Below are 13,721 nucleotides of genomic sequence, written 5' to 3'. Positions count from 1 at the left end.
TATGGGGTTTTTGTTGGGTGTTAACCCCGGGGGGGGGGTGGGGGGGCGGGGGGGGGGCGGCCCCCCCGGGGGGGGGGGGGGGGGTTTGTTGGGGGGGGGGGGGGGGGCCGGGGGCCCCCCCCCCGGCTCGGTCAGCGGTAGCGGTTGAGGGTCAGCGTGTACTCGCGGCCGTCCGTCAGCCGCAGCACGATGCCGTTCTCGGAGGTCATGAAGCCCGCGTCGGCCAGCGTCTGGGCCTCGCGCACCTCGACCGGCTCGCCGTCGCGCTCGTCGCGCAGCGGCTCCTCGCCGATCGTCTCGGCGGCGTCCTCCAGCAGCAGCTCCTCGGCGGCAACCAGCAGGGCGCGCTCCAGGATCTCCTCGTAGCTCAGCATCTCGGCTCTCTCCTCACGGGCACGGTGCAGGGCGGAACGTACAACTTCATTGTAGGCAGACGACACTCTCTCCGTACAGGTTTTATGTACGCCTCGGGCCGTGGAGCGCGCCACACAAATGGCGGTCGTCCCCCGTCCAGGGAGACCGCCGAACGGCCCCGGCCGGGTAGTGGAGTGAGGCGGTGCCCCGGGCCCGGCTTAGACGGGCTGTGAGCGGTCGGGCCGCTCCCCCAGCCGCCGGGCGTCCAGCTCGGCCGCCGCCTCCAGCAGCCACGCCGGCGGGCCCGGCCGCTGGCCCGCGGGGCGCGGCAGCGCCCGGCCGCCCGGCGCGGTCCGCTCCCGCCCGCAGCCCCGGCACCTGGTCGTCAGCCACACCAGGCCGCCGCCCTCGGTCGCCGAGCCGTCGAGCAACCCGGCGCAGCCGTCGCACACCCCGACCGGGCCGGCCTCGGCGGCGGCAGCGAACGCCTCCACGTCGACCAGGCCGTCACGGACCAGCCTCGCGTCGATCGCCACCGCTCACCTCCCGGCTCCGATGTGGAGCGGGGCCGGGCGAAGGTCGCCCCCCGCCCGGCCCCGCACCCGCTCACTCCTGCTCGGCCGCCGGCAGCGCCAGCAGCTCCGGCAGCGCCAGCCGACCGTCCCGGTAGGCCCGCGCCACCTCCTCCCGGCCGCCCTTCTTGAAGGTCAGCGTCGTCGACGGCGGCGGCGGCTCCGCGACCTCCACGAAGTCGAGGACCCGGCCCGTCTCGCCGTCGACCACCGTGCCGTCGGGCTCGACCTTCATCCGGCCGAGCAGCGCCTTGCGCCAGGCGGGCCGCACCGACTCGACTGGCGCCGGGACGGTCGCCTGGACCTCCGACGGGTGCTCCTGCTTGCACCAGGCCAGGAACCCGGCCTCGTCGACCACGAAGCCCCTCTTCGGCTCGGAGAGCGTCACCTGCGCCACCGCGCTGTCGTAGCCCGGCAGCTTCACCTGCACCGTGGTCACGCCCAGCTCGCCGTTCAGCTCGACCAGCTGGCCGTCGGCCTCGGCCCGCGCCAGGTCGTAGACCTTGCGCACCTCGTCCATCAGGGCCTTGAGTACCGCCGCCCGCGTGGCGGCCTGCTGCACGCTCACCGGCCCGCTCCCGCCGTCTCCGGCTGCCGGCCGTTGACCGCCGGGGCGGCAGCCGCCTCGGCCAGCGCGTTGTCGAGCTGCGTGCCCGGGGCCTCGGCCGCCCGGCGCGCGGCAGCGATCTCCGCGCCCCGCGCGTTGAAGGCTTCCCGCAGCTGCTGCGTCTTGCCGAGCCGCTGCACCCGCTGCCACAGCACCGACAGGTCCTCCCGCGACGCGCACGCCGCGAGGGCCTTCGGCCAGTCGACGTCCTTCGGCGGCTCGCCGTTGTCCAGCCAGTCGAGCAGCTGGTGGCCCAGCTCCGCGCCCGGCTTGTGGATCACCTCGTCGGCCAGCGCGTCGCACCGGCTCTTCGTCACCCGCAGGTAGTGCCCCTGGTCGAGGTCGCCCACCAGGTCGAACTCGTACTCCAGCCCATCGCGCTGGTCGGGCTGCATGCCCAGCTTGGACACCTGCTTGCGGCCGTCGCTGCCCTCAGTGATCTCGTACTTCTGCTTCGACCGGAGGCACACCACGACATGCCCGGGGAAGCTCATCAGCGCCTCGATGTACGCCCGCTCGATCGGGCGCACGTCCTTCCAGCCGTCCATCGACCGGCCGCCGTGGTTGCGGGCGAACAGGTCGACCAGCTCCAGGATGCCGCCCGGCCCGAACCAGTAGTGCGACGCCGAGTCGAGCATGAAGCCCGTGAAGCCCGCCACCGCCGCCTCGTCGATCAGCTCCACGAGCTGCCGCGGGTCGTACCGCACCGGGCTGATCTTCGAGAAGCCGTAGCCACCGGCCTCCTCGGGCGTCATGTCGCCGACGCCCGGCAGCTCCGGGTTGACCGCGTACTTGTCCGCCGAGTCCCGCTCGGTGTCGACGAACGCGATCCGCTCGACGCCATCGGCGACGGTCACCGAGCCGGTCAGCGTGTACAGCAGCTTCAACCCGGTCAGCGTCTTGCCTGCGCCACTGGGCCCTGCGAGGGCGACCCGGCCCTTCGCCTTCTTCCGGCTAGCCGGCATGAACCGTGAACTCATCCTTCGTCCCTTTCCACGTGAACGAACGGTCCTACATAGACTCTATACGGTCGCGGTCAGGCACTGCGACCTGACACCCTCGACCGACGAAAAAGCACCCGCGCAGCCCGCGCAAGCCTCACTCCCGACAGCGGCCGGCAGGCCGCACTCCGGGTGCCAGCAGATCACCGGCGTGGCCAGCTCGGTGCAACCCGTGCCCTCGCGGTGCCGCCAGTCGTCTCCGGCGGCCACGAGCACGCCGCTGCACGCCGCGCACTGCGCGACGTCGACCGACGCGAGGTACACCCTCACTCCCCCATCACTCTCCTTCCCTCCTCGGGCACGGCCCGCAGCGCGGGCCCGTGCAGCGGAGCCGACTTCCTACACCCGGGATGGGCACAGGAGCCATTCGGCCCCTCGGCGTACCGGTGGTCGACACCGCTCGCGGCGCGGACCCCAACCGGTTCTTGTTCCCTGTATGTCTTCCGTCCGCGTGGCGGACTAACTCGGTCCGCCTGACGGACTAGTTCTAGTCCGCGACCCGGACTAGAAGCGCCCTTCCCTGGTCCGTCCACCGGACTACCAGACCCGGGCGATTCGGGCGCGGCTGGTCCGGCACGCGGACCAACTAGGCCCCTCTCGGTGAGCACCCGCAAGAGCTCCGGCGGCACTCCCATGCGGTAGACCGTCTTCGCCTTCTTGCGCCGCGCGTCGGCCACGCTCGGCCGGTCGCGCCACACCCACTTCTTCTCCAGCCGGTTGAGCCACGCCGCGACCGTCGACCGGGCCATGCCGGTCGCATGCTCCAGGTCGGTCAGGCTCGGCGTGAACCGCTCCGGAATCATCGCCGTGGTCGGCTCGGACCACGTGAGCAACGTCAGGACGAGGTGCCGGCCAGGGGGCTCCAGGTCGCACTCCTCGCTCCTGACCGCACGCTCGACCGTCCACCGGTCCACCATGCAGGCGGCCTCTCTGTGCAAAGCCGCCAGCGCACCGTCGCCCGAACTGGCGTACGATGCGCGTGCGACCCGTTCTCCGTTCCGGGTACGTCCATTTCGGCCCCGCCAGATGACCGCCTGGCGGGGTCGAGACGTTTTCCGGCACCCTACACCCGATCTGTACGGCTGCAATGGCATCGCACGTGCTCATACCTAGGCCGCCTCGTCCGCGTCCTCGTCGAGGACGTCCCACGGGTCCCACACGATCTTCCGGCCGGTGGCCTCCGCCCAGCCGTAGATCGTCATGAGCTTCCACTGCGGGTTGTTGCTGACCTCGCCGTCCTCCTTGGGCAGCTGACCCTTGGACCGCCACTGGTACGGCGTGTTGTCCTTCACGCCGAACATGCGGACCAGCTCCTTGAGCCCGACCATCGCCGGCAGCTCCACCGGGCCCGGCTTCATCAGGTCGGCCGCGATGCGCCGCGTAACCGCCTTGAGCTTCACCTGGTTCACCTTCAACGTTCCTCTCCTCCCACGGCCGGGTTCCGTACAAGGTCAATGTACGGCACCCGCCGGGGACGGTCAGGCCGCCACCCGGGCGGCGGCGTACGGCGCGGCGCGCAGCAGGTCCCGCGCCAGGTCGAGCAGCGGGCACCGGTCGAGCAGGTGCACCCGCCCGTCGGAGAACACCGACGGCGGCTCCAGCGGCACCTCGTCCAGGAACCGCACGCGGAACTCGCCGGCCAGCTCCTGCGCCGGCTTGTCGTGCATCCACGTCGGCACCAGCGCCCACCGCACGCCCTGCTCGGACAGCTTGGCGGCGACCCACCGGGTCGCCGTCGCGTTGCGCTGCACGTTGGCGACCAGCAGCACCAGGTCGCACTGGCGGGCCACCTCGACCTGCCCGGCGTCCAGCGCCCGGTCCAGGTCGACCACCTTCACGTCGGCCGCGTACCGGTCGACCGCCCGCAGCGGCTTGAACGGCTCGTCGACCACCCGCAGGCCCTCGGCCGGGGTGCCGAGCCGGTCGTCCACGCCGCCGCGCCCGGTCGCGTCGACGAGCAGCACACGCCGCCCGCCGTCGACCGCGACGAGCCCCAGCGCCACCGCGAGGGTCGTCGCTCCGGCGCCGCCGTGGCCGCCGACCACGCCGACGCGCACCTCGGCCGCCTGCCCGTTGGCCGCCTCGGCGACCAGCTGGCGGACGGCTTCCGCGCCGTGCGGCAGGTGGTACACCGGGGCGTCCGGGTAGTCGGTCGCCCAGCCGCGGTACGCGGCGGCCAGCCGGTCGCCGTCCAGCTTCTCCGGGGCGACGACCACCATGCGCGGGTGCGCCGGCATCCCGGCCGCCAGGGTCTGCACGCGGGCGTCGACCAGCACGAGCGGCGCACCGCGCCACTGCGCGACAGTCGGCTTCCCGACAACGACGTCCACTTCGACGTCGCCGAGGGTGTCCACCACCTCGTCCACGTACTCGTGGCCCCAGGCCACGACCAATGCCTTGCCCATCCATTCCTCCTCGTAGAGACGGCGAGACGTACAAAGACATTGTATATGAATCGGCCCCCGGCGTCAATGTTGTATGTACGGGGGCGCGGCACTTTGCTCGCCGTCGACCCGGGCCGCTATGCTGATGTCTCCACGTGAACGCAGCACAGCCCCGGATTTCGCGGTCCGGGGCTGCGCTGTTTCCAAGGCCAGGTCAGGCGGTCAGAAGACGACCTCCACGACGCACAGCCCGCCGCCGCCCTTGCCGCCCGCCCGGGACGTCGCGCCCGCGATCGCGCCGCCACCGCCGCCGCCCGGACCGCCAGCGTCGTTGCCGTTCCCGCTGGTCGACACCGGGGCGGGTCCGCCAGCCCCCAGCGGCGAGTCCCCGCCGAACGCCGCGAAGGTGTGCCGGTTGTCCAGGGTCCGGCCCGGGCCGCCGCCCGCGCCGATCGAGTTCCGCACGTTCCCGCCGGCCGCCGTGCCGCCGTAACCCCGGCCGCCGCTGGTGTCCGTCGCGTTCGCCGTCACGCCGCCGCCGCCGTTGCCTCCACCGGCCGTCCACAGCCCGCCGAAGCTCGTCAGCCCGCCACCGCCGCCCTGCGCGCCCGCTGCGCCCGCGGTGCCGGCCGCGCCGACCGTCACGTCCACCTGGGCCGGCAGCTCGGCCGCCGCCCACAAGCTCTCGCAGTACCCTCCGGCGCCACCGCCGCCGCCCGACCCGTTGCCGCCGGACGCCCCGGTCACCCCGCCGCCACCGCCACCGCCGCCGACCCCGTACGCCCGGATCCACCGCGCGCCGGCCGGCACCACGAACGTGCCGTTCGCCGCGAACGTCTGCAACGGCCCGGTCGGAGCGCCGGCACCGGGCGAGCCGACCAGGCCGACGATGTGGTTCCCGGCCGGCGGCGTCTTGAGCACCATCACCCGGGCGCGCACCGGCACCGCGCCGATCATCGACGTCACCCGGATCGCCTGGGTGTCGCCGTCGTGCAGCGCCCGGATCGTGCCGTCGCCGGCGACGCTCGTCACCGTCGCCGGCCGCAGCCGCCACGTCAGGCCCAGCCGGATCGCCTTGTCCAGCACCGCCTCGGCGAGCGCCTTCACCGGCACCGCCAGGCCCGGCACCCTTCCGCCGTCGCTCACGCCTCCCCGCCTTCCGTCTCCGGGTACGCCCGCCGCAGCGTGTGCCGCATCTCCCCGCCCGCAACCAGCGGCATCGTCCAGCTGACCTCCAACCACCGCACCCCGTCCCAGCGCACCACCTCGTACGCGTCGTGCCGCGGGTCCACTGGCGTGCTCAGCTCCACCACCTCGTACACCGTCTGCTGGAGCCCCAGCGTCCGCGCGTACACCATCGCCTGCGCCCGCGAGCGGACCTGCACGTCGAACGTCTTCGGCAGCACGAACCCGCGCTGCGCGATCGAGTGCGGCGCCGACGCCGGCACGTCGTACACCCCGACGACCGGCTCCGCGTCCGAGCCCGGATCGTTCGACACCGCGACGAAGCGGTTCGGCGCGGTCAGCAGGTCCGTCCCCCGAGAGATCGACCCCCGCAGCACCCGGCGGGAGGCGTCCAGGTCGATCGTCACCGCCTGGTCGGCCGGGTCGAACGCCCGCCGCATCCGCAGCCAGCCCCGATGGTTGAACCACGGCATGAGGTACCCGCCCGACGTGGCCAGGTCCCGCAGCGCGTTCGCCCGCGACGTGCCCGGCGACCAGGCGGCCACCGACGTGAACTCCGTCGCGTCGACCACCAGCTGCCCGATCGGCAGGCCCTCCACCAGCCGCTGCGCCACCTGGTCGACGAGCTGGCCGCCCGCGTCGAAGCCGGCGTCCAGCTCCTGGTCGACCACGAACATCTCGTCCAGCAGCGTCAGCGGCGCCGTCGACCCGGCGCTGGTCACCAGGTCCGAGGAGTCCGACACCAGGTAGCGGCCCAGCTCGTACGTGCTGCCGTCGCCCAGCACCATCCGGGGCGCGATCCGGTCGGACAGCTGGTTGACCCGCTTCGCGTCCTCCACGCCGAGGGTGATCCCGGACAGCCGGCGCGGGATCGTCGACGTGCTGTCGTGGCTCAGGCTCGGCGATGTGTCCCGCAGCGGCGTGAGCTCACCCCGGCGCACCCCAGTCCGCCCGTCGATCAGGTCGAACCGGAACGACGCCGACCGCTGCCCGCGGTACCCGGGCAGGTCCAGCAGGTCAGGCGGGGGCGCAGATGCCACGGCCGTCCACCTCCCACACGTTGCCCTGCGCGTCAGCGAACTCCGTCGTGCCGGCCGGCTGCACCTCGAAGGCGGGGCTGGCGAGCAGCGGCCCGTTGACGCCCTGGCGCACCTCGACCCGGGCCACCGTCACGTCGCCGGTCAGCACCACCGCCAGCCGCCCCGGGTCGAGCGTCGGCGGCTCCGGGTTGGCCGTCACGGTGCTCGGCGGCGTCCACTCCACCCCGTCGCCCGAGAACCAGAGCTGCGCCGTCGCCCAGCCGGCCTCGTCGTTGCGGTACGTCACCCGCAGCCACCGCCGCTGCCGGGTCACCACCAGCTTCCGCGTGGCGTCGCAGCCGGTGAACCCGGCCCCGCCCCACAGGTTGAGGCAGGTCTGCACCGGGTCGGCGGTCAGCTTCCAGCCGAGCGCGCCGTTGTCGTTGGTGCGCGACAGCTGCGCCGACCACTGGTCGCCGGTCGGCCGCAGCTCCACCCGCAGGTCCAGGTCGTTCGACCCCGCCTGGAACACCTGCAGGTCGGCGACACTCACCGTCGGGGCCGCGTTCGTGTTCCCGGCCGTCACCACGCCCCGCACGCCGACCTGGCCGACGCCGGCGACCGCGGTGTCCTTCGCCGACTGCTCCCACCGCACCATGTCGTCGCCGTCCGGCCACACCGCCACCCGGACCGCCCCGTCACGGACCTGCAACCGCACCCAGTACCAGTTGCCCGCCTGGTAGGCCAGGTTGTTGCCGAAGCGGTTCTTCACCGTCGCCAGCGCCGTCGGGTTCCCCAGCACACCGTTGGCGACCTTCTCGATCGCCACGCCCAGGTTGCCGTCGGTCTGCGCGGCCAGCCGCGCCCGGTACTGGTTGTTGCCCGTGGGGCTGGCCCGGCCGATCAGATACGCGTTGATCGGCTGGCCCGTCGCCACGGCGCTGAACCGGAACCGCGCCCGGACGTCGACGTCCTCCCAGCCCGCGCCGACGATCGCCGTTCGGGCGCCCCCGCCGGCCAGGTTGAACGTCGCCGCCTCGGCGGCCACCGAGAAGTCCGCCGCCGCGCCCTCGATGATCGTCCAGCCGTTCCCCAGGCCGCCCGACACGTTCCGGTTGAACAGGTCCTGGAACGCGAAGGTGGCGAGGCCGGCCGCCGGGACCGGCGTGCTCGCGGTCACCGACGACACCTGGCCCTCCGGCCGCAGGCCCTCGCACGCGGCCGGTCCGCCGTCCAGCGGGGCCGGCGTCGCCGTCACCTCCACCACCTGCAACTGCGCCAGCTGGAGCTGCCCCGCCTTGCGGCGCTTCACCGACGCCGACGGCACCAGCAGCGTCGACAGCCACCGGTTGTGCAGCTCGTCGCGCACGCACACGTACGGCACCGAGTCCCACGCCAGGTCCCGCAGGTCCTGGAAGCCACGGTCCATCGTGGCCGGCGGCACCGCCGCCGTGTTCACCAGCACCGTCCGGGTGAACTCGACGCCGCCACGCTCCAGCGGCCGGAACGCCGTCCGGTAGTCCCGGTCGAAAATCTCCTGCAGCTCGACCTGCCCCGCCTCGGGGAACGTGAACTCCTCCACCGACGACCGGTCGAAGTTCTCGACGTACGCCAGGTTCCCGGCCGGGTTGTGGTTGCTGGTCAGGATCAGCACCCCGGTGTCGACATTGCGGCCCTCCACGCCCGGCGCGGCGATCGTCGCCGCCACCGGAGGCGACCACGGCCCGGCGATGCCGAGGCGGTGCACCATCCTGATCCGGTACCGCGACTCGACGCCCACCCGCGCCTCGTAGTCGTCGACCGCCGCCACGGACGGCTCGACCACCTTCGCGATCGTCTCCCACTCGTCGGCGGCCATCGTGTCGTCCTGGCGCTGCACCTCGTAGTGACCCCAGCCGGCCACCACCGCCGAGTTGATCGCCGTCCACGACAGCCGGTGGTAGCGGATGCCGGTTGGGATCTTGCTCGCCGGCCGAGCGCACTGGTCGTCGACGACGGTCAGCGGCTGCACGGCCGGCTGCACGTCGAGGCCGCGCACCGCGTCCATCTCCTGCGCGAACATCAGCGTCAGGTCCGCGGCCTGGTCCCGTTGCCCGTCGTACGCGGCGTACACCAGCTGGTCGTCGCCGTAGGTCGCCGCAGCGGCGCCTCCGATACCCGCGCCGCCGCCGCTGTACTGGTCGATGGCCGGGTCGGCGTCCGCGCCCAGCACCTGCCACGGCGCCTGCGGGTCCGCGTTGCTGGTCCACGCCCACCACTGGATGTCGCCCACCCCGTCGGACAGGTACGGCGCGGCCAGGCGGACCGTCACCTCCCGCCAGCCGTCGGCGATCTCCGGCAGCGCGTCGAACTCCTCCACCGTGATCCGGGTCGGCGGGCCCACCGGCGTGCTCGGTTGGTCCACCGCGACCGGCGTCAGCTCCAGGGCGTCCCGGGTGCCGGGCAGGTGCCGTGCGTAGAAGCGGGCCCACACCCAATCACCCATCTGCGTCTCGACGATGTGCTGGAAGGTGTCCGACCCGGTGGTAGCCCTGGACACGCCGCCGACGACCTGCTTCATGTAGGTGTGGCCACTGAGGTCCGGGCTCCCGGGCGCGATCGTGCCCGTCATCATCTGGATCGACGGCATCTCCTGGACCGTCTCCACCGTCGGTGTCTGCCCGGCGCGCAGCGTCTTGCGCAGCAGCACGCCACGGTGCGAGGGGAACGGCTCGACCGACCCGAGGCGGTCGACCTTCACCGGCACGGGCGACGCCACCGACTTCTGCCCCACGTACGCCTGGCCGACCGTCACCGCGTACTCCCGCCCGGCAGTGAGCGGCACGTCGGCCGTGGCGATGCCGAGCATCGGGATGTCGAACATCCAACCCGTCACGCTGGTGAACCCCGTCGGGATGATGCCGCTGGGCCCCTGCGAGATGTCCAGGCCGCCGCCGGCGACCCGGTTCTCCACCCCGTACGTCACCTCCAGCGCCAGGTAGTGCACCTTGAACACCGCGCCCGCCGCGGCGGCCGCGCTGCTCTGGAGCCGGACGTTGAAGTTCGTGCCGCCCGACGCCGCCATGGCGTTCAGCCCGGTCGCGCCGTTGCCGGTCTGCCACCGCCACGGTGCCCGGCCCCGCTGCGTCGTCGGCGACGCCGCGGCGTCCCACCACGGGTTCAGCTCCCCCAGCCGGGACCGGGCGATCACCGTCCCCGCGTTGTGGTCGGCCTGCCCGTTCAACGTCTCGTCCATGATCCAGTTGACGCCGGCCGACGGGCGCTCGACGCCGAGGGTCACCGCCGGGGCCAGGTCGGCGAACGGGCCCGAGATCACGTACAGCACCGACACGTCGAGGATCCGCCGGTCGCTGATCTTCGGCGGGAGGGGCCTGCCGAACCAGAACCGGGCCGCCGCGTTCGGGCCGGTCAGGGTGACGTGCTGCGGGTCGGCCGGGTTGCTCACCGCGTCGTTCGCCGTCGACGCCCCGCCGGCCAGCGCCGCCCCGGCCAGCACGGCCCCCGACGCGCACGGGATGACCAGCTTGCCCACCGGCCCCGTGCCGGCCACCCGGTCAGCCGGGTACAGGTTGACCAGCAGCTCCTTGCGGTCCGGCAGGCCGGGCGGCGGCGTCGCCAGTTGCAGCCGGACCCGCCGCAGCCCGCCCCCGGCCGGGTGGGTGGTGCGGGCCCGGAACGTGTAGCCGACCTCGCTGGCCGTGTCGAGCTGCACCGTGTCGGCCACCAGCGGCGCCCACTGGTTGCCCAGCACGTACGGCAGGTCCGGGTTGTACTCGCCCACTCAGATCGTCCTCACGGTCGTGGCCACGTCCCGACGGGCCAGCGTCTGCAACACGCCTTCGCCGACCGCCCGGCCGGTGTCCAGCGCCTCCTGCCGGGTCGGCAGGACACCCTCGAAGGTCACGCGGATCGCGTCGCGCCCGAACACCACGGATCCGCCGCCGTCGCCGCCGAGCAGCCGCATCAGCCCGGACTGCTCGGCCAGCTCCCGCGCCCGGCGCGGCCGGGTCAGCGGCACCACCACCTCGTCGCCGGCCTCGCCGCCGACGAACAGCATCGGCCGGCGCAGGATCGCGCCGTTGGCCAGCATCGGGATACGCGGCAGCGACCCGGGCAGCTTGGCGTCGATCGACGCGATGCCCGAGTTGATCTTGCCGATCACCTTGTTGATGAACCCCTTGATCGCGGACACGACCGACCCGGCGACGTCGCCGATGAACCCGCCCACGTTCTTGAGCCCGTTCATGAAGCCGCTGATGAGCCTCGCGCCCGCCGACACGAACTTCCCGGCCAGCCCGGCGAGCTTCCCCGGCACGCTGCTGATGTACGACACCACGGCGCTCGCGCCGCTCGTCACCGCGCTCTTCGCCGCGTTCCATGCCGACGACAGGGCCCCGCCGAGGATCCCCGGCAGCCGCGACAGCGCCGACATCACCCGGCCCGGCAGCGCCGTCACGAACCACACCACCGCGTTGATGCCGGCGGTCGTCAGCGACTTCGCGCTGGCCCACAGCCGGGTGAAGAACCCGGCGAGCAGGCCCGGCAGCGCCGCGATGCCACTGAGGATCATCCCGGGCAGCTGCGTCACCGAGAAGATCAGCAGGCCGATCCCGACGCCGACCGCCTGGAGCGCCATGCCCAGCGCCGACGTGAACAGGTTCCACAGCATCCCCGGCAGGCTCGCCAGGAACGAGCCGATCTTCCCGGGCAGCTCGGCGAACCAGGTGCCGAGCGACGAGAAGAACCCGACCACCGCGTTCCACGCCGACGAGAACGCCCCGCCGATCGCCGCGCCGACCCCGGCCCAATCGATCCCGTTCAGCCAGGCGGCGACCTTGCCCAGCCACTCGGCCACGCCCGTCAGCGGCGACAGCAGCCACGTCAGCCCGTCGGCGAGCGCCTGGACCAGCGGGACGACGGCCTGCGAGGCGAGGAACTGCAACAGCAGCGCCGCCACCTTGATGAGCGGCGCCGCCAGGGCGACCGCTACGCCGGCGAGCTGCGCCACCAGCTCGATCAGCGGCGTCAACGCCACCACGATGTCGACCAGCGGCGGCAGCAGCGACACGATCGTCGGGATCAGCGGCATCAGCGCCTGGACCAGCTGCCCGATCAGCGGCCCGATCGCCGTGAGGACCGGACCGAGGGCGGTGCCCAGTGCGGCGACGATCTGGCCGAGCGGCGGCCCCAGCTGCGTGAACAGGTCGGCGAGCAGCCCGGCGATCGGCGCGAGGACCGCGGTGAGCGTCTGACCGATCTGGAGCAGCACCGGCCCGAGCGCGGTCACGATCGGGCCGAGCAGCGGGCCCAGGGCGGTGAGCGCCTGCGCCAGCGGCCCGACCAGCATCCCGATGAGCTGGCCGAGGACCGGCAGGACCGGGGCGATGGCCAGGGCCAGCGTCGCGATCATCTGACCGATCGGGGCCAGCGCCGGGACGAGGGCCTGCAACGCCGGGATCAGCGCCTGCGCGATCGGCATGAGCGCCGGCACCAGCGTCTGCCCGATGGCGCTGAGCAGTCCTCCGATGACCGGCCTCAAGCCCGACGCGAGCGCGCCCAGCGTCTGGAAGATCCCGCTCAGCGCCGCGCCACCCTCGGCCGACTCGAAGAACTCCCGCAGCGTGCCGGTCAGCGTCGTCAGCGTCCCGAGCAGCCCGCCGCCGGCCGACGCGCTGGCCGCCTGGAAGACCGAGCTGAGGATCGCGCCGACGTTCGCCGCGATCGTCCCGAGCTGCCGCAGGACGCCCAGCGCCGTCTGGATCGCCGCGGTGGCCGCGCCGCTCTGCGCCATCGCCGACAGCCACGCGCCGAACTTCGCGCCCAGCCCGCCGGCCACCGTGGACAGCTGGGTCACCGCCGGGAGCCCCACCACGGCCAGGTCGCGGAACCCGGCCAGCACCGGCCCGACCGCCACGCCGAGGTTCGCCACCGCCTCCCGCGTGCCCAGCAGCACCCCGCGCAGCACCGACACGGTGACGCTCTCCCGGGCGAACTCCAGCGCCCGCCGCGCCACGTTGCCGTACTCGGCGGCGACGCCGGCCAGGCCGCTGCGCAGCGGCCCGGCCAGCACCCCTGCGGTTGCCTGGATCTGCCCGACCATCGGCGCGGCGAACGCGTCCTGCGTCGCCGTGCGGATGCCCTCGATCGCCGGGCCGACCGCCTTGAACTCGCGGGCCAGCTTCTGCGCCTGCGGCGACAGGTTCTCCAGCGCCTTCTCGAACGCCTTCGCGTCGCCCTCGACGACCGCGCCCATCGCGTCGCCGAGGCCCGACGTCGCGATCCGCAGCGCGCCCATCGCCGCGCCGTAGACGGACGCCGCGGCGGGTATGGCGAACGCCGCGCCGCTGACCTGCGCCAGCGCGCCGGCCAGGCTGACCAGGCTGCTCGTCGCGCTCGCGGCGACTCCGCTCAGCGCGCCGACCTTCAACGCCGATCTCAGGCCGCGCCTCAGGTCCGGCGCGAACTTCTTAACGTCGCCGATGATCTCGATGTACGCACGCCCCAGCGCCACGCCCCCAGCGTAGGCCAGTTTCGACGGTCGCAATCCCTCACTGTGACCGGACAGCATTGCGGCGCTGAGCTGCCCGCATGACGGAGGG

At 73.2% G+C, this 13,721-nt stretch carries 10 protein-coding genes; all 10 read right to left on the bottom strand.

The features are described 5' to 3' along the window. Positions 1–131: 131 nt before the first annotated feature. Complete coding sequence (locus ACFYOS_RS14090) at positions 132–374, bottom strand: hypothetical protein (RefSeq protein ID WP_387140139.1); 243 nt, start codon at positions 372–374, stop codon at positions 132–134. Positions 375–572: 198 nt separating this feature from the next. Continuing rightward, complete coding sequence (locus ACFYOS_RS14085) at positions 573–890, bottom strand: hypothetical protein (protein WP_387140136.1); 318 nt, start codon at positions 888–890, stop codon at positions 573–575. Positions 891–960: 70 nt separating this feature from the next. Next, positions 961–1,494, bottom strand: a complete 534-nt coding sequence (locus tag ACFYOS_RS14080; protein ID WP_387140133.1) for a hypothetical protein — start codon at positions 1,492–1,494, stop codon at positions 961–963. Next, positions 1,491–2,513 (bottom strand): AAA family ATPase, encoded by a 1,023-nt coding sequence (locus ACFYOS_RS14075; RefSeq protein WP_387140130.1) that lies wholly within the window; start codon positions 2,511–2,513, stop codon positions 1,491–1,493. The genes ACFYOS_RS14080 and ACFYOS_RS14075 overlap by 4 nt, the downstream gene beginning before the upstream one ends. 1,130 nt (positions 2,514–3,643) lie before the next feature. After that, positions 3,644–3,934: a hypothetical protein gene (locus ACFYOS_RS14070; protein WP_387140127.1), complete on the bottom strand. Its 291-nt coding sequence runs from the start codon at positions 3,932–3,934 to the stop codon at positions 3,644–3,646. Positions 3,935–4,012: 78 nt separating this feature from the next. Beyond that, a complete protein-coding gene (locus ACFYOS_RS14065; RefSeq protein ID WP_387140124.1) occupies positions 4,013–4,939 on the bottom strand; it encodes a hypothetical protein in 927 nt (308 codons plus the stop codon). Between the two features lie 201 nt (positions 4,940–5,140). Beyond that, positions 5,141–6,064: a hypothetical protein gene (locus tag ACFYOS_RS14060; RefSeq protein ID WP_387140121.1), complete on the bottom strand. Its 924-nt coding sequence runs from the start codon at positions 6,062–6,064 to the stop codon at positions 5,141–5,143. Continuing rightward, the gene (locus ACFYOS_RS14055) at positions 6,061–7,143 is read right to left on the bottom strand and encodes a hypothetical protein (RefSeq protein ID WP_387140118.1); all 1,083 of its coding nucleotides are present in this window, start codon (positions 7,141–7,143) and stop codon (positions 6,061–6,063) included. Before ACFYOS_RS14055 ends, ACFYOS_RS14060 begins: the two co-directional genes overlap by 4 nt. Beyond that, a complete protein-coding gene (locus ACFYOS_RS14050; protein WP_387140115.1) occupies positions 7,121–10,903 on the bottom strand; it encodes a hypothetical protein in 3,783 nt (1,260 codons plus the stop codon). The genes ACFYOS_RS14055 and ACFYOS_RS14050 overlap by 23 nt, the downstream gene beginning before the upstream one ends. Then, entirely contained in the window at positions 10,904–13,633 is a 2,730-nt protein-coding gene (locus ACFYOS_RS14045; protein WP_387140112.1) for a hypothetical protein, read from the bottom strand. Positions 13,634–13,721: the final 88 nt, after the last annotated feature.

This window comes from Micromonospora sp. NPDC005806, assembly GCF_042871425.1.
Lineage (GTDB): Bacteria > Actinomycetota > Actinomycetes > Mycobacteriales > Micromonosporaceae > Micromonospora.
Note: the sequence above shows the minus strand (reverse complement) of the source record. Positions and strands in the feature narration are given on the sequence as shown.